Source organism: Metabacillus sp. RB-C-LZQ-3-1 (assembly GCF_058315175.1).
Genome location: NZ_JBZFLI010000024.1, coordinates 18,130 through 41,027, shown reverse-complemented (window position 1 = coordinate 41,027; position 22,898 = coordinate 18,130). Strand labels below are relative to the sequence as shown.

Genomic DNA, 22,898 nt, shown 5'->3' with positions numbered 1-22,898 from the left:
AAGAAGAAGGAACCGTTCACATATTCAACATATTTTTTCTACAAATTGACAAAAATTCGGTAATTATAATAGAACATGATAAACATATAATGAATAGATAACACAGACTCCGATTAAAATTACAACTGTTTCAAGAAAAAAGTTTGCCTTCTTTTTCTTCTTTTTTACTTGCTGCCTTGTCTGCTGTGTCTGTGTTTTTTTAGGTTTATGTGGTTGGGGTCCACTTTGTTTGGAAACCTTTGTTTTATAGGAAGAAGAAGCTGATCTTCCTTTGCATGTTTTCTTAGACAGCAAATGGATAAAATCTGACTTCATTTCACCTGCACTTAGGTAATTCCCTGTTAATGCCTTTTCTAAAACATCCTCATGTTTAAGTAAAAAAGGGTGTTGCTTAATTTTTTCTATTAGCTGACTTTGTCCATCACGATCATTTGATTTTTTAAAGCGTTTTGGATATGCAGCATTAATCATAATCATTGCTACTGAAAACAAATCATATGCCGGCTCTGCCTTTCGGTTTCCCATTCCCCAATATCCACGATCAAAGAACTCTGTAAACTCTTTTATCGATCTTCCTTGTTGAGTTGTTCCTCCTACATCAATGCATCGAATTCTCGGTGGTGGTCCTGAAACGATTAAATTTTCAGGCTTTAAGTCACCAAATATCCAACCCGCTTGATGGAGGCTTTCTAAGTTTGTTAAAAGTTGAAGAGTTAAGACCCCTGCCCACTCTATACCTCTTTGTTCTGTAAACTCAAGAAAGTTTTTACCTTGCACATATTCCATAACATAAAATGAAACTAGCCTCTGTGAGTTATATTTCCAATCATCCACATCAAGTAAAGAAGGTCCAAGTAAAGTACCTTGGACCTTAGAGAAATGTTTTAGTACATTTACCTCAGATGTAATTGCCATGCTGTTTTCACTAAGTTTAAGTGCTACGTTCCCTCTTCTGCAATCTGCCAAGTAAACATTGCCTGTTGCACCTTGTCCTAAGGCCTTAATGATTGTATAACGCTCCTGATTCCATTTACCTGTAATAACGGAACCAGGAGCGAGGTTACATACTTGATTCATCGTAATACTCTTCTTCATTTCTTAATAGATTTCTAAGGGAACGCTTCTTTTTAAACTGCCCTATAGCTTCTCTAATTGCTGGACCTGTTGGAGTGATTCCTCCTGTTGATAACTTAGGAAAGATTGATGATAGTGATTCAAGCCTTGGTGTCCAATCAAGAACCTGTTCAACATCATCCTTTTTCCCAGGAAATACTGAGACCGAGAAACGATTATCTCCTATCCTTGAATTTAAGCTAATGGATAGATCTAGTAATGCTTCTTTCACTGTTGGAAGTTTTGGTTTCATACTCGCGCTTGTATCAACTAAAATTAGAATCTCCAGGCTTGTAGTCTCACCCAACTCATCCACTACTTCCATTACTTCTCCTCTTTTTTCAGGCGGTAATTCCTCCATTGATGTATGTTTACCTAAAATTTGTTGAAGTTCCTTATTTACCACACCTTGTAAAGTTTGTGTCATAGCTTTTCTTGTCACATGCTGTACAGTTTGTGAGAGCTGATGAGCGTAGACAATTTGGTGAACACCTCCACCTGACATGGCAATTCCTTCAACCTCTTGTAGAGATTCCTGATCTATCACATTTTCCTCTAATACACCAATAACGTTAACTGTAATACCTTGTTCTTGGGCTAAAGCCGCCATTGCTATTGGATCTTCCCCGTGATTTGAGCAACCATCTGTAATAAGTAGAATTTGTTTTAAATGACCTTTTTCCATACTTACCCTCCTAGAGAGATGTTCCATTCTCCATAAATTTTCCCTTTGTTCAATCATTCCGTGACGTAAAACTATTATCATACTCGCCAGGAGGGTTTTATTTTATACTTCTTCCTATCCTATTTTCTTTGATGAAACAGGGATGCTCGCCCACTTTGGTGTATTATGCTCAATAGCTGAAACTACAACTGTCATATCATCTTCTATTTTCCCTGATCTTGTTCTAATCACTTCCTCCATAATGAGATCTGCAATTTCCTGCGGATCAGTTGTTTTCATTTCACTGATTTTTCGCTTCATCCATAAATCATGATTTTCTACATGCTTCGGCCCTTCAAAGATTCCGTCACTCATCATAATAAGTAAATCTCCAGCTTTTAGCTTTTCACCTACAACGTCAACATCAAAATCGTCAATGATCCCCATTGGTAAATTACTTGCCTCAATTTTAATAATTTGATCTCCCCGCTTCACAAAACTAGGTGTTGAACCAATTTTTAAGAATTTACTGTTTCCATCTTGTAGATCAACAATTGCTAGATCAAGAGTCGAAAAGATTTCGTCTGTTGTTCTTAAAGATAAGATCGAGTTAATTGTTTTAATAGCAACCTTCTCTTCAATGCCTGATTGTAAGATTTTTTGCAGAAGCTTAATGGTTTCATTGCTTTCAAAATGAGCTCTAACTCCATTTCCCATTCCATCACTAATCGCAACAGCAAATTTCCCTACACCTAAATCAATCATTGAATAACTGTCTCCTGATACTAAGCCACCACCTTTAGCTGCATGTGCAACCCCTGTTTCAATCCGGTATTTCTTAGCTGATCCAAAAGAAACATGACAATATCCATTTGGATAGTTTGCACATTCTTCATTTTTTACGATAATTGACTCTTCTAGTATGTCTGAAAGCATCGGAGCAATAATTTTTTCACACTCCCCATGTCCATTGCAGAACGGGATGCTCATTTCAATATCAACATTTCCTTGTTCTAAACTGAAAATATCAACATTCACGATTTCAATTCCGAAGTTTTGTAGTGCATCTAATATTTGCTCTTCTTGTACAAAGTGATTTTCCCTTTCCCTTTTAATTTCTTTTGATAAATCACCCATAACATTAGAAACTCCTAATAATTGTTCAGCAACTAATCTTCTGCTTTCCTGCACCTCTTTCTTTAATTTTTGATTTGCTTGGAAATAATTAATTTCCTGCTCAATTGCCTCCTCTACTTTATTTGCTTTTGAACAATGTCGATCAAATTCCTTTCTAAGTTTCATATTGCTCTTATACGTATTTTGTTTATTCTCATGCATAATGTTTTGCATTAAATCATAAGTTTTATCAAAGTTCTCAACCCAACATTTTTCTTTTTTGAAACAATGCTGACAGGTGCTTTCTGTAATACTGCTTAAGAATAAATCTGTTTCACGTTGCTCTGTATTATCTTGTTCATCCTTATCATAAAATGTAGCGAAGCTCTCTGATAATGCATGAAAAACATGTGAAAACTGCTCAACTCTATGAGCTGTGACATCTCGAATTTTTCGCACATACTGCTGTTGCTCTTGCGCATGCTCGTTTGTCCCAGGTATATGTTTAGCTAATCTCGCTGTAACCGCCTTTGGTGTAAGTAAAAAAAGCAAAATGGCAATCATTGATTCTAGTAATGTTGTCATTAAATCTGCTGACCCTTGTCCATATAAGGAGATTAGAACAGTGCCTACTAATAATCCAATTGCTGTTCCAAGCTTTTGCCCTTCTCGCAAAAGCCCGCCTAGTAAGCCCGAAAATGCTAGGAGACTCATATGATATAAATTCCCCACGTTCGCTAGACTTAGAATTAAACCTGTCACCACTCCAACTGTACAACCAATACTTGAACCGCCAATAAAAGCAAACAGAAGAACGATATAGCGTGAAAAAATATGTTCTGCTTGGAGATTTTGGAATGATACTCCCACAAGTCCAGTCATAACTGAAGCAAGAAGGATCATAATGCAAATAATCTCTTCAACCTTTAAAGAATGCTTATATTTTCGTGCCGAAATTAATGGAATACTTTGAAGAAAAATTAACGTAAGGATAAATGAAAGTCCTGATTCTACCCCTGCCATCATATAGTCATACAACATTAACTCTGATTTAACAGCAAGGGAGTAAGCTAGTCTTGTTAAAGCAACCGTACCAAATATAACAAAAGGAAGGACTTTTATTTGATCCTTAAATACATAAGATACAAATCGATTTAAAATCAGAAAGAAAATGATAGAGATCGTAATCACTAAAGAAACCTGATAAGAAATCGTTAATCCACCGGCAATAAGTGAGACCCCTGCTAACATGGCCTTATCCCGCTTCATAAGTAAGACTGCCCCAAAGAATGGAAGAGCAAAAGGCAATACCTCTGATAGAATAATGGCTCGTCCTAACAAAAATCCGATCAATGCATAAATAATCCCTTTGTGTAAGAGGAAAAGTTGTATTTTAGATGAAATTCGATGAAAGAGTCGATTGAACACTTGTTGGGTTTTTTCCATTCCCAATTCCGAGATTGGCTCCATTAACCTTCTTTCTACTTTTTCCATTTTTTCATTCCTCCACTTATTCATGTTGCTTGTAATTATAGCGAAGCTTATCATAGGAATTTGTCAAAAGAAGGTAGAGTATCCAAAGAACCGTTCGACTGTTTTTGAAAAAAGCGACAAATATCTAATCGTTTAGTATTTTTTCCATCAAGTCTTACATCAAATTTGTGTGAAACCTGTAATGTCTAGTCAGGAATAGTCAAAAGAAAATTGGAATAGAATGAATGTTATTAGGGGAAATTTTTTAGATCCCCAATTTATACTTTCTTAAACAACAAAAAAACTAGCTGCATAGAAGCAACTAGTTTTTTATACTGATGACCCGTACGGGATTCGAACCCGTGTTACCGCCGTGAAAGGGCGGTGTCTTAACCGCTTGACCAACGGGCCTTAAATTTTCTATGGTAGCGGCGGAGGGAATCGAACCCACGACCTCACGGGTATGAACCGTACGCTCTAGCCAGCTGAGCTACACCGCCATAGTTTTAAAAACACAACGCTTATTTGTACCTGTTTTAAGACACAAGATATATAATACAATCGATTGAGACTATCGTCAATATAAATTTATAAAATTTTTATAATTTCTTTAGGAGTTTGTTGTTGCTTACTTAGCATTAAAAAAGGAAAACATGCAGAACATGTTTTCCTTACACACAAAATGTATATGAAAGCAGCAAGCTATCCTCTTCTAGCTCCACGACCACCACGTTTTGATTCGGTATTGCGCTTTAATGAAGCTAGACGATCTTCACTATCTTTTAAGAAACGATTCATCTTTTGTTCAAAGCTTTCTTTGTTATTATTACGGAAATCATTCCCTCGTTGTCTAGGGCGATCTGAGTTTCTAGGGCGTTCCGGACGTTCTGGGCGCTCTGGACGGTCTATTGCTTTTTTAATTGACAAACCAATTTTACCATCATTTTCAACATTTATAACCTTAACTGTAACTTCATCACCGACTTTTAAGTGATCATTAATATCCTTCACATAATTATCGGCTACCTCACTAATGTGAACGAGACCTGTGGATCCGCCTGGTAACTCCACAAACGCTCCAAAATTAGTAATGCCCGTCACTTTACCCTGTAACTTGCTGCCAACTTCAATCGACATAAAAATAATGCTCCTCCTTAAACAGATAAAAAATCATTCGAACCTTTATTATATTATACATAAATAAAAAATCTAGTGTCAACAAGGCTACTCTTTTATATTGAAGATGATCTCATTATCATCTGATAAAAAATAGTCTCGTCTTGCAATCTTAGCTATATACTCATCATCATTAAGTTTTACAATTTCTTCTCTTAACAGCTTTTCTTCTTTTTCCAAGCCAGCTAATTCTTCTTCGAGCTTTTCTTTTTGTTCGAGCTTTTCATTTATTGCTGATGACTGACTAAATAACGTGGTCAAAATAACAGAAGAAGTGATGATGACTAAGATTCCCAGTACCAATAGTCTCCTAAACAAGCCTCTTTTCCGCCTTTTGGACAATTGCTGTTGTCTCTCTTGGTCCATTGCATATTGTGATTGTAGTTCTGTAATTTTCTTCGATCTTTCGAGACTCATCATTCTCCTCCTTACTTCTTTGTTAAACGTTGCCACCACAATTTTAGCTTAATCAATGTATTCTTGATTTTCTTTAGATATCCTGCTACTTTAAAAACAATTCTTGTAAGAAACTGCCTGAATTGTAATGGGATAAGTTTCCACAATAAACCTATTATCCATCTGACAGGTGCTAATAAAATTTTAACCAATGAATATAGAAATTGAAAAGCCCATTTTAACAAATTCCATATAACTTTTAAAATTCCAAGAACAATTATGATCAAAAGTTGTATGAAGGCCTGGATTGGCCGAACAATCATTAGCTGTCCGATCTTAATTGTGATGCTGTATATTCGAATGCTTGTCTCTATTAAATATTCTAACAGCTTTAAATAGAGATGCTTAAATAGTCCCTGATATGCGGCATATCCACAAAATAAGGCAAGGAAGATATAGATCCTAAGTTCCCCTTCATTTACAAGTAACAAAAGATAGAATAGAATTAGCCCCTGTACAACCCAAAACATAAAGTCATTGATAAAAACGACCCATCTAGCCCTCAATGGCCGCTTCAAAAAGCGACCATATGTGTCAAGAGCCACACCTATCCAACTACCCATTCCTACCATCGCAAGCATAGTGTAAAACTGTGTTGTTAAGCTCATTTAAATAACTTGCTAAAGAGTCCTTTAGCTTTCTCCGAATGCTGCTCATCTAGATAAATAAGGTCGAAAATTCTACTCCCCTTTATCGATACGATTCCTTTATCCACATCTAAATTTTTCATTTGAAGGTTTTGACCTCGTATCGCTAAAGCCCCCATGACCGTATCCAATAAGAACTCCTCACTATCAAAGCTTTCAACCTGCTTTACCCCTGTGATCTCTATCAACTTCCTGCCTCGCATGATTACATCATGCTCTTGAATCGTACCTTTATGGACAGACGCATTATTTTCATAGTATTGGCTCATATTCTACCTCCGAATTCTAATAAAGGATTTTCTTTTACATGTGTATGTTCCTTAAATTCGGTTTAGAACAAGCTATTAGAAAAGCGCAAGCGCCCCGTTTAGCGACGTACGGACTGGACTGAGCCTGTAGGAGATAAAGGAAACACGACGAACGAAGTGAGTCGATGTTGACTTATCGTACAGAGGGGTGAGGGAAGTCTCGCCGGGCGCTGGCAGTCAAAATACGCGACGTCCTGTGCTTCGGAGCTAGACCCAAAACTAAGTATAAAAAACTAATACTCTTTTACCTTTTTAGAAATACGCAAGCGCCTTGATCAGACTTAGGCAGACATTAAGACCACCACTTATAAAGATTCTTGCTCGATCTTTTCTTCCTTCACCACTCGATAAAGATTTGATGCCTCTTCCTTTCTAGTGGTTTCCTTGAGGTCTTCAATGACGACAGTCACTAGCTTTTGCCCAAAACGAATAACAAGCTCGTCACCAACTTTTACATTGGAGCTTGCCTTTCCTGATGTTCCATTTATTGAAATTCTCCCTTGGTCTGCTATTTCTTTTGCTAATGTTCTTCTTTTTATTAATCTTGAAACCTTTAAAAATTTATCTAATCTCATCTTACATCCCTCATTCTTTATCTAGTTTTTTCGCTTCATTCCAATAGTAATCCATCTCTTCTAATGACATATTCTGAAGTTCTTGATGACGTTCATGAGCCATCTTTTCTATGTATCTAAACCGATCAAAGAATTTTACATTTGTTGAAGATAATGCTTCCTCAGGCTCGATCTTATAATGTCTTCCCACATTCACAAATGCAAATAAGAGGTCACCAAACTCTTTCATAATGAACTGCTGATCGTTATTCACAGCAAGTTCTTCCTCAAATTCTTTTAGTTCCTCTTTTACCTTCTCCCAAGCTCCTTCAACTGAAGGCCAATCAAAACCAACCTTTGCCGCCTTCTTTTGTAAATGATAGGCTTTAGATAGTGCTGGAAGTGAAGATGCAACAGCATCTAATACAGATTGATCTTCTCGTGTCCCCTTCTCTTTCCGCTTTATTTCTTCCCAATTCGCTAGGACTTCATTTGAGTCAGAAACAGAGTGGTTCCCAAAAACATGAGGGTGTCGACGAACCATTTTTTCGGCTACTCCTCTAATCACTTCATCAATGGAAAACATCCCTTCATCCTCACCAATTTGTGCATGAAGAACGACCTGTAATAATACATCTCCTAGCTCTTCAATGATATGATCAATATCATCCTTGTCAATCGCCTCTAATAATTCATAGCATTCTTCAATGAGATACTTCTTCAAGGATTGATGTGTTTGTTCTTTATCCCAAGGACAACCATTTGGTCCCCGTAACTCAGCAATAATCTCCCGGAAGGAAGAAAATTGATGATAGAGAATTGTTTCATCCTTAACAGGTGGAACATAAATGCTTGTTAAATTATTGATCGTTGTTTCGCGATCTAATTCATAGAGCTCAATTTCTTTTAATTCCTGAAAACTACTGCCTGCAGCTGTAACAATCTTAATTTTATAATCATCTGGTAATTGCTCCATTAACGTCAGCTTGACTTCTGAAGCAATGATTTGATCATAAACTTGTGTGATAATGACATGTCCCTTTAGCTGAAGCATATCTCTTTTTAAATCAAATGCATCAACAAGTTGGAATCCTTCCACAGGATCAATCTCTAATGCTTGGAAAGTGGAATCTAAAAAGCTTTGACCTCCCTCTATTTTAACTGTATACCCTTTTTCTCTTCCTTCTTTTAAAAGAAGCTGAACCGTTTTTTCAGCAACAAGCGGATGACCTGGTACGGCATATATTAAATCCATTTCATTTGCTTTTGTAAGGAGATTTTCAACAATCGATGTATATACTTGATCAAAATCATCATTTTCCTCATAAATGACATCAAAGGATTCATAGTGTATCTGATCCCCTAACTCACTTATCACCGGATGCTCCTTCGTTCGCAAAAAAAGCTGCTTCGATTGAGTTAATAATCGATAAACACCATAAGGCAATTGGTTCAGATCCCCTGCCCCTAGTCCTACAATTGTTATTTCTTTTGTCATCTATGTACCTCTTTTCTATTTGAAAAGTTTTTTATTACAGGAATATATTGAATCTCTGTATGGGAAAATACCTCTATTTTCAAAATCGTTATCACATAAAGAATTCCGCCTATTAATACTCCGATTAAAGCAATCATTGATGAGTGTGCACGAGTTTCAGCACCTACAAGAGCCAGCCCTAACTTGAGAATAATAACCATAATAAAAATTGAAATTCCTATCTGACCAAATGTTTTTAAGTATGAGAAAGAAAAACCTTTCGCTTTTATGAATACCATCATGACCAAAGCAACAATGAAATATGCTACTAAACTCGATATAGCTGCTCCCATTACAGCATACTTTGGAATAAGCACTAAATTTCCAAAGTATTTAAAGCTCACACCGAGCAAAACTGCTATTGCAGGCACAAATGTATAGCCTAAACCTTGCAAAATAGCAAACATTGTCAGGCATATTGAAGTAAATATAATAGAACAACTTAAGATCATAAGTACGCCTGACCCGGAAGCATCTTTAAAAAGCATCATATTAATCGGCTCTATTAACGCAATTAATCCTCCAGTTGCTCCTGCTCCGATAACTAAACATAATTTTAAAGAAAGTTGTAGCTTTTCCTTTATAAAATCCTCATTGTGTTGCAGTTTTGCTTGGGCTATAGCGGGAACAAGGGATAATGCAAAAGACGTTGCCACAACTGTACCTAATTGAATTAAGGGCTGTCCTCTGTCATACACACCCTTTGCTACCTTTGCAAGTTCCTCATCCATTCCAATATGAAGTAATAAAGCATATAAATGTAATGCATCAACTAACTGAATGAGAATAAGCAATAAGCTGCTTATCCCAAAGGTAAAACTGTATTTTATTAAGGTTGTTACAATATCTCTAGTTTGAATTGAAGCCGACACATTCCATTGTAATATTCGGCTTCTTCGGTTTCGTCTCCACATTAAAAGAAGGATAAGAAGTCCCGCTAAACTTCCTATGACAGACGATAATAAAGCCCCCCATCCAGCTGTATAGAGATCAAATCCCAAATGAATGAAAAGATAAGAGCTTATCAAAATAAAAGAAACTCGAATGCCTTGTTCAACCACTTGTGATATAGCAGTTGGTTGCATATTCTGCTCATATTGAAAATATCCTCTTAGTAATGATACAAAAGGAACTAACAAGAATGATATAGATGCTATTTTTATAAGAGGTGCTAATTGCATATCCCCCATAATAGCAGAGATAGGATTGGCATATATGTAAAGAAGTAAAAACAATAGGCTCCCAAAGATCGTAAGGTATATCATTGTTATGGACATAATTTTTGAGCGAACTTGCTCAGATTTCCCGTGCCCCAAGTCACTCATTACCTTTGATATCATAACAGGAAAGCCTGAAGTTGCTAAAACAACACTCATTCCATAAAAAGGATACACCTGCTGATAAATATAAAAACCAATATCCCCTACGATATTTTGATAGGGAACACGATAAACTGCACTTAATACTTTTGTAACTAACCCTGCAATCGTAAGGATGACGACCCCCCGCAAGGCTATTTTCATATGTTTTTTTTCGGTGTTCATTCTAACTCCTCTCAAACAACCCCTATGTGCAATTATAGCATAGACAAAAGCGCAAGCGCCTTGTTTAGCTCCGACAAGCATAAGACGCAAATGAATAGAAGACGTTCTTTGTCTTCAATTCATTTGTGGCTTATGACTCGAGGAGCTAGGCGCTGGAGCTGGATGTCAAGCGCTAACTATTACTTAACAACGAGAACTAAAGCGCAAGCGCCTCGTTTAGCCACGACAAGCGTATAATTAAAAACTCATAAAAAGAGGTAGCGATATCGCTACCTCTTCCTTATTGCTCCATTTGGCGAGCTAAAAATCCTGCAGCTGTTTCAACTGCCTTGTGTTCAACCTCTCCAATCGACTGCTCCTTGGAAAGAATGATAACAGCTCCAATTGGGTCCCCATTTGCCACGATTGGTCCAATTGTATATGATTTAATATCCTCGCTTAAACCTTCAACGATTTGCATGTCTCCTGCATCGGTTTTGAGAACTGAATTTCTTTCCTCCATTACCTTCTCGACAACTTCACTAATGTTCTTGTTTAAGTATTCTTTTTTAGAGCCGCCGGATACAGCAATGAATGTGTCTCTATCACAGATTAATACTGGATGTCCTAAACTATCGTATAGGGCATCGGCATATTCTTTAGAAAAATCGCTTAGCTCGCTAATTGGTGAATATTTCTTTAAAATAACTTCACCATCGCGATCTACAAATATTTCTAAAGGATCTCCTTCCCGAATTCGTAGAGTTCTACGTATTTCCTTCGGGATTACTACGCGACCTAAATCATCAATGCGACGAACAATACCAGTTGCTTTCATCTTATGTTGCCTCACTTTCATCGGATGATAGGAAATTGATGATTGTTGATCCTGCTTGTAAGTATAAAAATAATAATCATTTATGACAGGAATTTTTCTTTCTATGTAACAATCACCTTTTGTTGAAATTAGTATCCTTCACCAATCGTGTAATATACATCCTTAACCGGATTTTTTAAGGAGAAAATAAAAAGCAACTAATAAGATTTGCCTTTAAATACATTTTTTAAACTTATTTCGCTGGGATTTCTTCTTTTTTTACCTGTGAAAGACCATTTAAAAGATCTGTAACGATTGCCAGCCATTTCGGTACATCAAGACCTTTTGTATTAACCGTTAACTTTAACCTGCTGCCTTCCATTCCTAACCCGACAATTCGAGGATATTTATTACTTAAATCAAACAGCTTTTGGCCATCAATTTGATTACTTGCTTCATCTTCTATAAGCATAATAATTGTTTCTTTTTCTTGCTTAATGAGTTCCACTCGTTCCTGAATAGCAAAAACCTTAATTTTTGCAATCTTGAAGAGGTACTCGACTTCAACTGGATATTCTCCAAATCGGTCGATCATTTCTTCCTGTAACTCTTCTAGTTCTTGTAATTCTGTAATTGATCTAAAGCGTTTATACATATCAATTTTTTGACGTCCATCCGTTATATATGTCTGTGGAAGATAAGCATCAACCTGGAGATCAATTTCCACATCAATCTTCTTCTGCTTAGGCTTATCTATTTGTCTTTCTTCAATAGCTTCTTTTAGCATTTGAGAGTATAAATCAAACCCAACAGAATCAATAAAACCATGCTGTTGAGCGCCTAATAGATTCCCGGCTCCTCTAATGGAAAGGTCCCTCATCGCGATTTTAAACCCTGAACCAAGCTCAGTGAATTCCTTTATTGCTTGTAATCGTTTCTCTGCAACCTCTGTTAAGACTTTATCTTTTCTGTAAGTAAAATACGCATATGCGACTCGATTAGATCGTCCAACCCTGCCACGGAGCTGATAAAGCTGTGATAATCCCATTTTATCTGCATCATTCACAATTAATGTATTAACATTAGGGATATCTACACCTGTTTCGATAATCGTCGTACTTACCAGCACATCATATTCTCCCTCAAGGAAGCTCAGCATGACTGATTCAAGTTCATTTTCAGTCATTTTCCCATGAGCAAAGGTAACCCTTGCATCAGGTACAAGCATCGATATTTCCTCTGCTTTCCGGTCTATATCTTCAACACGATTATATAAGAAAAACACTTGACCACCACGAGCCATTTCTCTTTCAATTGCTTCTCTTACTAATGCCCCATTGTACTCTACAACATATGTCTGAACTGGAAAGCGATTTTCAGGCGGTGTTTCGATAACTGATAAATCTCTTACTCCAAGCATTGACATATGTAATGTTCTTGGAATTGGCGTTGCCGTTAATGTAAGCACATCTACATTTGCTTTTAATTGCTTTATTTTTTCTTTATGTGTTACTCCAAATCGTTGCTCTTCATCAATAATAAGTAATCCTAAATCCTTGTACTTAATGTCCTTTGAAAGCAGACGATGGGTTCCTATAACCATATCAACGGTTCCATTACTTAACCCTTTTGTTGTCTCATTAATTTCTTTTCTTGTTCTAAAACGGCTCAGTAGGCCCACATTAATAGGGTAATCCTGGAAACGCTCTCGAACTGTTTCATAATGCTGTTGAGCTAAAATAGTTGTTGGTACAAGCAATGCGACTTGTTTCCCATCAGCTATTGCCTTAAACGCAGCTCGAATCGCAACCTCTGTTTTTCCATACCCTACATCTCCACATAATAAGCGGTCCATTGGGCGAAGTCTTTCCATATCCTTTTTAATCTCTGCAATGGAACGAATTTGGTCCTCGGTTTCTTGGTAAGGAAATGCTAGTTCGAATTCTTTTTGCATTTCACCATCAGGAGAAAAGGCAAAGCCTTCACTTGCTTCCCGCTCAGCGTATAGTTTGATTAAATCGTCTGCAATATCCTGTACAGAAGACTCAACCTTCTTCTTCACTCTACGCCAGTCATTTCCACCTAATTTATAAATTTTCGGCTCTTTTCCTTCAGAGCCCACATATTTTTGAACTTGATCAATTTGATCAACAGGAACATAAAGCTGGTCACTACCTTGGTATCGAATATTTAAGTAATCCTTATGAATCCCGTTAATCTCAAGTGTTTCAATTCCAAGGTATTTCCCTATCCCATGATTAACATGAACAACATAGTCCCCAATTTCCAACTCCGAGTAACTCTTAATCCGCTCAGCATTTGAAAGCTTTTGTCTTCTAACCTGCTTTTTGACTCTCTTCTTAAACAGCTCTTCTTCTGTAATAATAGCTAATTTTTGCATTGGGAGTTCAAAGCCTGTTTGCAAATCCCCTTCAACAATCGAGATTTTTCCAGCTTGCAGAAATTCATCTTCCCCTAAAATCTTAGCCTCAATTTCATAGTCTTCTAATACATCTTGAAGCTTTTTTGTCCTTTCCTCATTTACACCTAAAAATGCAACCGAAAACTGTGCTTTCTCCCAACGCTCCAACTCATTTTTCAGCACATTCATTTGGCCATGGAAGCTTTGCATTTGTTTGCAAGATAGATTTAGTATATTTTGAGGACTAGTATGTGGTACATGCCTTAGAAATAGGGAAAGATAAATGGAAGGATGCTTGCTCTTTGACATAACTTCCATATAAGAATGCGACATTTTCACATCCTGAAAAATCTTACCTTCCTCTAGCAAACCAGTAAACCACTCTGCTTCTTCACGTTCTAACTGATCATATGTCTCATGGATTCTGCTTATTTCATCAAGAATCACCATGGAATCTACTGGAAAATAATCTAGTAAACTAGCAGGCGGTTCATAGAAGAGAGATGAGAACTTAAACATATCCTGTGTTAGCTGATTGTTACGTAATCGTTCGATATCATATTGAATATTCTCAATAAGCATTTCCTTTTGCTGTTCACTCTTCATTTTTTTGAGACTTTTGGCCAGTCCCTCTTCTACTTTTTGGATACATCTTTCTCTTGATTCATCCGTTACAATCATTTCCACAGCAGGACCGATCATAACACTTTTTAACATCTTAATTGATCTTTGGTCTTCTATATTAAACGATCTAATTGAATCAATTTCGGTATCAAATAATTCAATTCTTATCGCATGGTCTTCAGTAAGAGGATAAATATCAATAATCCCTCCACGGACACTGAATTCTCCCGGAGAACTGACCATATCAACTCGTTCATATCCTAATGAGATAAATTGCTGAATATATTCATCTAAGTCTATATCTTGTCCTAAAGACAATGTAAATTGCTTTTGTTTCCAAAGCGATTTTGGTGGTAGTAATCTTCTTATCCCTGCGACCGGAGCTACTACGATTGAAGTTTTGCCTGCTGACAATTGATTTAAAACTTCGATTCTTTGTGCTTTTAACTCAGGACTCGCTACAGCAACCTCAGAGGCTATTAAATCATTGACAGGATAAAGATAAACATCATCTTTAATTAAGTTTATTAAATCCTCATAAACCTTTTGAGCTTGGAAGAGGTTATGTGTCACAATTAAGATCGATTTATTTAATTCACGATAGAGTGAAGCCGTAAAAACTGTTCTTGCTGAACCAGAAAGACCTGCGACAAGTTGTTCTTTTAGACCTTCTTCAATGCCAGATACAATTGTTTTAAAATCATCATTATCATAAAAAAACTGCTGTAAACTTTTCAAGCTCAGCCCCCCTCTCAATATTTGCATTCTTTTTCCTTTTTTAATTAAGCAATGTTTGTTAATTTTTGCTCCGCATAGCAAATTTTCATGGTATCAACAATTATATCATTCGTATAAATGTATCTCTTTAAAAACCATTCTTCTATCGGCAGTGGAGAGGCAAACAGAAAAACGCTTTGGGTGTCACCCAAAGCTCTTACTGAATGAAGTGCTCCACTTGATGAAAATCAGGGTTTCTATGTAATGCATCCTGACAATCCTCGCAAATCGTTTTAATGTGCATATCACCATTTTGCTCATATGTAATCATCTCTTGCCGTTCATCATGTGTTAAATGATGAAAACCCAGCTGTTCACTAGAAACGGAGATATTATCAAGGCTACCTACCTTTACTCCACAGTGTCTACAATAATAATGCAAAGCCATCATTTGCCTCCTGTAAAAAGGAATGTTTTATGTCTATTATGATCCTTTTTAAAAGAGACTATACGTACTGTCGATTAAGATGAGCAAAATGTTAACTAGAGTCTTATTTAGTTATATTCATTCATCACTTGAACAAAGCTCTTTTGAATCCAGCTTTCACAAGCCTTCGAACTATTATCAATCGCTTGATTGATATCTTCTATTTCTTCATTAGTGAATTTTCCTAACACATAGTCAGTGATTTTCATTCCATTTACCGGACGATCAATTCCTACTCGTATGCGGTTGAACTCTTGTGTTCCTAAGTGAAGAATCATAGATTTAATTCCATTATGTCCGCCAGCACTTCCTTTAGATCTTAATCGGATTTTTCCAACCGGAAGATCTAGATCATCATATATGACAACGATTTCTTCTGCACTTATATCATAGAAATCCATTAAAGGGCGAATGCATTCCCCTGATAAATTCATGTATGTAAGTGGTTTTAATAATATGACTTTCTCTCCGGAAATATGACCTATACCATATACCCCGTTAAATTTTTGCCGATCAAGAGGAATAGCTAAGTCCTCAGATAGCTTATCAATCACTTTAAATCCAACATTATGCCTGGTATCTTCATACTGTCTCCCAGGGTTTCCAAGCCCAATGATGAGCTTCATAAACACCCTCCTCATCTAAAAAAAGATTATCTATTCAAAAATCATTAGAATCTAATATTCGTTTAGTATTTTTCATATTATCCTATTTAGCATATAAATTCTTTCCATAAAAGTAAAGTGCCAGCCTCCATTTCCTTAAAATATAGAAAATAAAGATCTATATAAAGGCAGATAAAAGACTGACACTATTTTGGTTCTATTTTATTTATCCTATTCTCAACAGGCAGTTAAACCCACCTTAAGATTCTAGAGAAGATAGGCAGGGGATAATTGCTCGTAAAGATTCGATAAGTCTCGTTTTATTTTACTCTTCCCGACCTTCTTCATTCTCTGGTTGTCCTGGCTCTTGCTCCTCTCCATTATCAATTTCTTCTTCCTGTTGTGGAGGTAAAATAGAAGCAATAACCTGTTCCTCATCTTGAACAAATTGATAATTTTGACTTGTTGAGAGATCTTTAATATAGAGAGTTTCATTCACACCTAAATTTGCAATGTCTACATCTATAGATTGAGGGATGCTACCTGGTTTGGCTGTAATGGTCACTTCATGTAATGATTGCTGCAATACGCCTCCGTCTTTGACACCTTGCGCTTCTCCAATTAAATGAACGGGTACTTGAACCTCAACATCTGCATGCATGTCCACAATATGAAAATCAGCATGGATGATTTCATTTTTTAACGGATCTGTTTGCATATCATACAACATAACAGCGTGTGATGATCCATCTACATCTAAGTGAAGAACGGTATTTTTCCCTTCTTCTCTGAGGGTTTTAATTAATTCTATACTATCTAGTGCTACTGGCTGGCTTTCTTTAGCCTTACCATAGATAATAGCTGGAACCTTACCAGATTCACGTACTTTTCTTTTTGCTGAATTAGTAAACTCTGTTCTTTTAATTGCTTGTAATGTTGTCATATTTACACCTTCCTAACGGTATTCGTTCATATATATTGTTTGCCCATAACGAGAAAGGTATAAACATTTTTCTTTAAATTATAGAACAGCAGCAGTGCGTTTTTTTGAGGGAGTTTTTGTGCAACTGATACCAAAAAGCCTATTCAATACCTTTATTCTTTTAATAGAAATAAGGATTAAATAGGCTTTTTATATGATATTAATCAAAAAGTAAACTTACTGATTGCTTTTCATGTACTCGAATGATCGCTTCTCCAATAAGCGGAGCAACTGAAAGTTCTACTAGCTTATCGATTCTTTTTTCTTCAGGAAGTAGAATTGAATTTGTCACAACTAATTCTTTAATTTTAGAATTAGCGATTCTGTCAATTGCTGGTCCTGATAGAACAGGATGTGTACAGCAAGCATAAACAGCCTTAGCTCCATTCTCCTCTAGAGCATTTGCAGCTAATGTAATTGTCCCGGCTGTATCAATGATATCATCAATCAGGATTGCTGTTTTACCTTCAATATGACCAACAATATTCATAACCTCTGCCACATTTGGTCTTGGACGTCTTTTGTCAATAATCGCAATAGGAGCTTTTAACTTATCGGCTAATTTACGAGCTCTTGTTACACCACCATGGTCAGGAGAAACAATAACGATATCTTCTAGATTTTTACCTAAGAAATATTCACCTAAGATCGGTACTCCCATCAAGTGATCAATTGGAATATCAAAGAACCCTTGAATTTGTGGTGCATGAAGATCTAATGTTATCACTCGTGTTGAGCCAGCTGTTTCTAGTAAGTTCGCAACAAGTTTAGCTGTAATTGGCTCTCTTGCTCTCGCTTTTCGGTCTTGCCTAGCATATCCGTAGTAAGGAATAACAATGTTTATTGTTTTTGCTGATGCACGCTTCAAAGCATCAATCATAATTAGAAGTTCCATGAGATGCTCATTTACAGGATTACTAGTTGATTGGATAATGTACACATCACATCCACGGATACTTTCCTCAATGTTTATTTGAATCTCTCCATCACTAAAACGTGTAACAGAACATTTTCCTAAATCAACACCAACAATATCAGCAATTTCCTTTGCCAATGCAGGATTTGAGTTTAGTGTAAATATTTTTAAATTTGAATCTCCATAGCGATTAGACATGTAAAGTGAAAACCTCCATTAGGAATTTTTATGATTTAAACGGTCGACATAATTCTCTTTATTTACTTGTCGAGCACGCGCAACTGTTAAAGCTTTTTCAGGTACATCATTCGTTACAGTAGAGCCTGCCGCAACATATGCTCCTTTTCCAACTGTAACCGGTGCAATTAAATTCGAATTACAACCTATAAAAGCACCATCTTCTATTTTTGTTAAGAATTTATTTTTTCCATCATAGTTAACTGTAATAGATCCACATCCAAGGTTTACATCAGATCCAACCTCAGCATCTCCAATATAGCTTAGATGAGATGCCTTACTACCTTTGCCCATTGTTGACTTCTTCACTTCGACAAAGTTTCCAATCTTCACTTCATCAGAGATGTTAGAAGAAGGACGAATATGTGCAAATGGACCTATTTGTACTTCGCTGCCAATTTTACTATCATGTGCAACTGATTGTCTGATCGTCGTTTTATGATCAATGTTACAATTTTTTATTTCTGTATTTGGCCCGATTACACATTCTTCGCCAATTACAGTTTCACCAATAATCATTGTTCCAGGATAAATAGTCGTATCACGTCCTATCTTTGCATCAACAGAAATATACGTATTATCCGGATCTATGATCGTCACACCATTTCTCATATGCTCTTTATTAATACGCTGCTTCATTATTTTTTCCGCTTGTGATAACGCAATTCGATCATTTACTCCTAATGTTTCTTCAAATGATGCTGTTTGATACGCTGAAATGACTTTTCCTTCTTTTTGTAAAATTTCAATTACATCTGGTAAATAATATTCTCCTTGAACATTATCATTTGAAACATTATTTAATGCCTTGAATAATTCTTTATTGTCAAAGCAATATGTACCTGTATTAATTTCCGTAATCGTACGTTCAGCATCAGTCGCATCTTTATGTTCGACAATCTTTTCTACTGTTCCCTCTTGATTACGAACAATACGCCCGTATCCAGTTGGATCTTCTGCATTAGCTGTTAGAATCGTTGCTTTTGCATTTGTTTCTTGATGATGTGCTAATAAGGCAGACATCGTATTGGCTGTAATTAATGGCGTGTCACCACAGATTACGATTGTTGTTCCCTCTTCATTCTCAAGAAATGATGCAGCTTGCATAACTGCATGAGCCGTCCCTAATTGTTCACTTTGTAATGCATACTCTGTTTTATCACTAAGCTCAGATTTCACTTTTTCTGCCCCATGGCCAACAATTGTGACAACTTTCGACAATGATAATTGTGTTACTTGATCTAGTACATGCTGAACCATTGGTTTTCCACAAACAGGATGCAATACTTTATATAGTGAGGATTTCATTCGTGTCCCTTGTCCAGCAGCCAAAATAACTGCATACCGATTATCCATTTATTAAGCCTCCAATTAGCTAATAATCATTAGAAAAAACCAAATAAGCCTGGGCTTTTCCTATTCGTAAAAAAACAGAACCTTTTTATCCATAAAAAAATATATCTTAATTTAAGTCGTATTTCAAGACAGCAAACAAAAGTACATGATATTTCTAATTTTATCACAAGTTTTTCTTTTCCGAGTGAGTGTGACATGAAAATCATTATTCTTGTCAGCAGTTTTGAAAATATTGTCGAAAAACAACCTTTCATATAGTACTTTATTATTCCCAAAATCAAAAAAAGAACCTTGTACAATTGTACAAAGTTCTTTTGTTATTTTATGAAGCACCTGCTTCTTCAAATTCTACTTCTAATTCACCTAATCGATGATATTCAGCTAGTACAGCATCTTGAATTTTTCCGCGTGTACTAGAATTGATAGGGTGTGCAATATCTCTGAATTCACCATCAGGAGTGCGCTTACTTGGCATCGCAACAAAGAGACCATTATTACCATCAATTACGCGAATGTCATGAACAACAAACTCATGATCTAACGTAATAGATGCAATTGCTCTCATACGTCCTTCGGTATTTACGCGGCGTAATCTTACGTCTGTAACTTCCATTCTGTTCACCACCTTTTCCCCATATGAAAAACTTTAGTTACTAAATTCAACGTTACTTCTGTTATTCCTTCCTTATTTTGAATTTTTTTTTAATTTTAGGCAAAATAATTGCAAAAAATTTTATTTTCTTCAAAAATATGACAAACACGCACAAATCCCACTTATCGATTATTGCCTTAGGGATTCTCCCCCTATACATCAAAGCAAAAACAAAAAGCCAACCACATCTGTGATTGACTCTTTTCCATTTATTTAACTAACGCAATGACTTCAATTTCAACTAGAGAATCTTTTGGTAATCTTGCAACTTCAACACATGAACGTGCTGGTTTATGGATAGAGAAATATTGTCCGTATACTTCATTAAACCGGGCAAAATCATTCATATCATGAAGAAACACTGTTGCTTTTACAACACTTTCTAGAGATGAACCTGCTTCCTCTAGTACAGCTGTTAAGTTCTTAAATACTTGGTGGGTTTGAGCTTCGATATCCCCTGTGATCATGTCCCCTTCAGCTGTTAGAGGGATTTGACCTGAGCTGTAAAATAGATTGTTCACAATAATTCCTTGTGAATACGGTCCAATTGCTGCTGGTGCTTGACTTGTACTAACTGTCTTCATTAAGAATCCTCTCCAATCTCCTCATTATTTACAATTTGAAAATAGGTACCTTCTGATACTTGGATATTGCGTTCACGAACATCAACGTCAGCTAGTTTTACCAATGATACATATTCATCAACTAATCTTTCTTCAACACCCTCTGTTTCCACTAGAACACCAATGCCCGCCACAGTTGCTTTAAATTCTTCTAAGAGGCTAATCATGCCGTTGATTGTTCCCCCAGCCTTCATGAAGTCATCAATAATGAGAACATTAGAGCCTTCTTTTAAGCTGCGCTTTGCAAGCAACATTGTTTGAATTCGCTTTGATGATCCAGAAACATAGTTTATGCTCACTGTCGAACCTTCTGTTACCTTACTGTCTTTTCTCACAATGACAACAGGTACATCTAACTGTGCTGCTACGGCATATGCCAATGGAATCCCCTTTGTTGCAACTGTCATAACCACATCAATTTTCCGGTTATTGAAAACCGTTGCAAAAAGTCGGCCAATTTTATTTACGATAGATGGGGTTCCTAAAAGGTCTGTTAAATATAAATAACCCCCAGGAAGTAATCTCTCTGGTTTTGCTATAAGCTCACATAAGTCGGCAATAAATTGCTTTGCCTCATTTGCTTCTACCTTCGGGATAAATTTTACTCCGCCTGCAGCACCTGGCACAGTTAATAATGTCCCGATCCCTTGTTGTTCAAAAGTTTCTTTAATAATCGTTAAGTCTTCACTAATGGATGATTTAGCAGATTGATATTTCTCAGAAAAATATGTTAATGGTACTAAAGAATGTGGATGATGAAGCAAGTAGTTTGTCATATCAACAAGTCGACCACTACGGCGAAATTTCATGAACTGGTTACCCCCAAAATCCGAATATTATTATTGTAAATATAACTTAATATCCGTATTTAATCAAGGATGTTTCGCTCACCAAGCATCCTAACAGCAAAAACCTGATCACAGAAGCCCCGCAATCCATTATATACACGCGGCAAGCGTGACTCATACTGTACCAAACCGAAAACTGTTGGTCCGCTTCCACTCATTAATACAGCATCAGCACCAAACCTTTTCATTTGGTCTTTGATATTTGCTACTTCCGGGTGCATACGTAAGGTAACTTCTTCTAATACATTTCCCATTAAAGCACAAATTTCTTCATAATCATTTCTATGTAAGGCATTTATCATCCCATCTACATCAGGATGTTGAATCGTTTGAAGATTTAAATTTCGATAAACATCTGCTGTTGAAACTCCTATTGTTGGTTTTGCAAGAACAACCCAACAATGTGGCGGAGGATCAATTTGTTGGATAATTTCACCGCGACCGGTAGCTAATGCAGTTCCTCCATAAACACAAAAAGATACATCCGATCCGATCTCTGCCCCTAGCTCAGCTAGTTCATCAAGGGTTAAACCGAGCTCCCATAACTTATTTAATCCTCTTAACGTTGCTGCCGCATCACTGCTGCCTCCAGCTAACCCTGCAGCAACCGGGATTGTTTTCGTTATCGAGATAGACACACCTCTTTCAATATTAAAACGATCCTTCAAAAGCTTTGTTGCTTGATAAGCTAAATTTCGCTGATCATCTGGTACAAACCGATTATGTGAAACTATACGAATTTCATTCAAGGGAATATCAACTAATTCAACACGATCAGCCAGATCAATCGTCGTCATGATCATTTTAACCTCATGGAAACCGTCATCCCGTTTGCGAAGGACATCCAGCGATAAATTTATCTTGGCTGGTGCTTTTTCTAAAACACGCATCATTGTCACCTACTTAAACGAACTAAAATTGTATCAACATTGTACCACAAAAGCAGGTATCGTATTGCTTTTTTCGACATTTCTATCGTATTTGAAACAGATTCTTAAGAAAAGCGCAAGCGCTATGATTAGCCTCGGGCAAATAAGACGCAAAT

The 22,898-nt window shown here is 36.5% G+C and carries 21 protein-coding genes and 2 tRNA genes; all 23 read right to left on the bottom strand.

Annotated elements, in window-relative coordinates; genetic code table 11:
- Positions 1-63 precede the first annotated feature (63 nt).
- The gene (gene prkT / locus AC4GZ8_RS23520) at positions 64-1,077 is read right to left on the bottom strand and encodes a serine/threonine protein kinase PrkT (protein ID WP_491084311.1); all 1,014 of its coding nucleotides are present in this window, start codon (positions 1,075-1,077) and stop codon (positions 64-66) included.
- Entirely contained in the window at positions 1,061-1,825 is a 765-nt protein-coding gene (locus AC4GZ8_RS23515) for a VWA domain-containing protein (RefSeq protein WP_491084329.1), read from the bottom strand. Before AC4GZ8_RS23515 ends, prkT begins: the two co-directional genes overlap by 17 nt.
- Before the next feature lie 87 nt (positions 1,826-1,912).
- Positions 1,913-4,387 (bottom strand): stage II sporulation protein E, encoded by a 2,475-nt coding sequence (gene spoIIE, locus AC4GZ8_RS23510; RefSeq protein ID WP_491084310.1) that lies wholly within the window; start codon positions 4,385-4,387, stop codon positions 1,913-1,915.
- 318 nt (positions 4,388-4,705) lie between these two features.
- A tRNA-Glu gene (locus AC4GZ8_RS23505) sits at positions 4,706-4,777 on the bottom strand.
- Between the two features lie 12 nt (positions 4,778-4,789).
- Positions 4,790-4,866: transfer RNA gene (locus tag AC4GZ8_RS23500), tRNA-Met, on the bottom strand.
- Between the two features lie 202 nt (positions 4,867-5,068).
- On the bottom strand, positions 5,069-5,503 hold the full coding sequence (locus AC4GZ8_RS23495; RefSeq protein WP_491084309.1) for a S1 domain-containing RNA-binding protein: 435 nt from the start codon (positions 5,501-5,503) through the stop codon (positions 5,069-5,071).
- Positions 5,504-5,590: 87 nt separating this feature from the next.
- Complete coding sequence (locus tag AC4GZ8_RS23490; protein ID WP_491084308.1) at positions 5,591-5,959, bottom strand: septum formation initiator family protein; 369 nt, start codon at positions 5,957-5,959, stop codon at positions 5,591-5,593.
- Between the two features lie 11 nt (positions 5,960-5,970).
- On the bottom strand, positions 5,971-6,606 hold the full coding sequence (gene yabQ / locus AC4GZ8_RS23485) for a spore cortex biosynthesis protein YabQ (RefSeq protein WP_491084307.1): 636 nt from the start codon (positions 6,604-6,606) through the stop codon (positions 5,971-5,973).
- The gene (gene yabP / locus AC4GZ8_RS23480; protein WP_491084306.1) at positions 6,603-6,914 is read right to left on the bottom strand and encodes a sporulation protein YabP; all 312 of its coding nucleotides are present in this window, start codon (positions 6,912-6,914) and stop codon (positions 6,603-6,605) included. The genes yabQ and yabP overlap by 4 nt, the downstream gene beginning before the upstream one ends.
- Before the next feature lie 344 nt (positions 6,915-7,258).
- Entirely contained in the window at positions 7,259-7,528 is a 270-nt protein-coding gene (locus AC4GZ8_RS23475; RefSeq protein ID WP_491084305.1) for an RNA-binding S4 domain-containing protein, read from the bottom strand.
- Between the two features lie 10 nt (positions 7,529-7,538).
- A complete protein-coding gene (gene yabN, locus AC4GZ8_RS23470; protein ID WP_491084304.1) occupies positions 7,539-9,005 on the bottom strand; it encodes a bifunctional methyltransferase/pyrophosphohydrolase YabN in 1,467 nt (488 codons plus the stop codon).
- Positions 9,002-10,588, bottom strand: coding sequence for a putative polysaccharide biosynthesis protein (locus tag AC4GZ8_RS23465; RefSeq protein ID WP_491084303.1), 1,587 nt, complete (start codon positions 10,586-10,588; stop codon positions 9,002-9,004). The genes yabN and AC4GZ8_RS23465 overlap by 4 nt, the downstream gene beginning before the upstream one ends.
- Before the next feature lie 280 nt (positions 10,589-10,868).
- Complete coding sequence (gene spoVT / locus AC4GZ8_RS23460; protein ID WP_491084302.1) at positions 10,869-11,405, bottom strand: stage V sporulation protein T; 537 nt, start codon at positions 11,403-11,405, stop codon at positions 10,869-10,871.
- A gap of 232 nt (positions 11,406-11,637) precedes the next feature.
- A complete protein-coding gene (gene mfd, locus AC4GZ8_RS23455; protein ID WP_491084301.1) occupies positions 11,638-15,168 on the bottom strand; it encodes a transcription-repair coupling factor in 3,531 nt (1,176 codons plus the stop codon).
- A gap of 196 nt (positions 15,169-15,364) precedes the next feature.
- The gene (fin, locus tag AC4GZ8_RS23450) at positions 15,365-15,595 is read right to left on the bottom strand and encodes an anti-sigma-F factor Fin (protein WP_491084300.1); all 231 of its coding nucleotides are present in this window, start codon (positions 15,593-15,595) and stop codon (positions 15,365-15,367) included.
- A 107-nt stretch (positions 15,596-15,702) separates the two neighbouring features.
- Entirely contained in the window at positions 15,703-16,260 is a 558-nt protein-coding gene (gene pth, locus AC4GZ8_RS23445) for an aminoacyl-tRNA hydrolase (RefSeq protein WP_491084299.1), read from the bottom strand.
- Between the two features lie 304 nt (positions 16,261-16,564).
- A complete protein-coding gene (locus tag AC4GZ8_RS23440) occupies positions 16,565-17,182 on the bottom strand; it encodes a 50S ribosomal protein L25/general stress protein Ctc (protein ID WP_491084298.1) in 618 nt (205 codons plus the stop codon).
- A gap of 199 nt (positions 17,183-17,381) precedes the next feature.
- Positions 17,382-18,335 (bottom strand): ribose-phosphate diphosphokinase, encoded by a 954-nt coding sequence (locus AC4GZ8_RS23435; protein WP_491084297.1) that lies wholly within the window; start codon positions 18,333-18,335, stop codon positions 17,382-17,384.
- An 18-nt stretch (positions 18,336-18,353) separates the two neighbouring features.
- The gene (glmU, locus tag AC4GZ8_RS23430; protein WP_491084296.1) at positions 18,354-19,730 is read right to left on the bottom strand and encodes a bifunctional UDP-N-acetylglucosamine diphosphorylase/glucosamine-1-phosphate N-acetyltransferase GlmU; all 1,377 of its coding nucleotides are present in this window, start codon (positions 19,728-19,730) and stop codon (positions 18,354-18,356) included.
- A 322-nt stretch (positions 19,731-20,052) separates the two neighbouring features.
- Positions 20,053-20,343, bottom strand: a complete 291-nt coding sequence (gene spoVG / locus AC4GZ8_RS23425) for a septation regulator SpoVG (protein WP_026562422.1) — start codon at positions 20,341-20,343, stop codon at positions 20,053-20,055.
- Between the two features lie 248 nt (positions 20,344-20,591).
- Positions 20,592-20,966, bottom strand: a complete 375-nt coding sequence (locus AC4GZ8_RS23420; protein WP_491084295.1) for a RidA family protein — start codon at positions 20,964-20,966, stop codon at positions 20,592-20,594.
- Positions 20,966-21,814, bottom strand: a complete 849-nt coding sequence (purR, locus tag AC4GZ8_RS23415; RefSeq protein ID WP_491084294.1) for a pur operon repressor — start codon at positions 21,812-21,814, stop codon at positions 20,966-20,968. The genes AC4GZ8_RS23420 and purR overlap by 1 nt, the downstream gene beginning before the upstream one ends.
- Before the next feature lie 59 nt (positions 21,815-21,873).
- Positions 21,874-22,743 (bottom strand): 4-(cytidine 5'-diphospho)-2-C-methyl-D-erythritol kinase, encoded by an 870-nt coding sequence (ispE, locus tag AC4GZ8_RS23410; RefSeq protein WP_491084293.1) that lies wholly within the window; start codon positions 22,741-22,743, stop codon positions 21,874-21,876.
- Between the last annotated feature and the right edge of the window lie 155 nt (positions 22,744-22,898).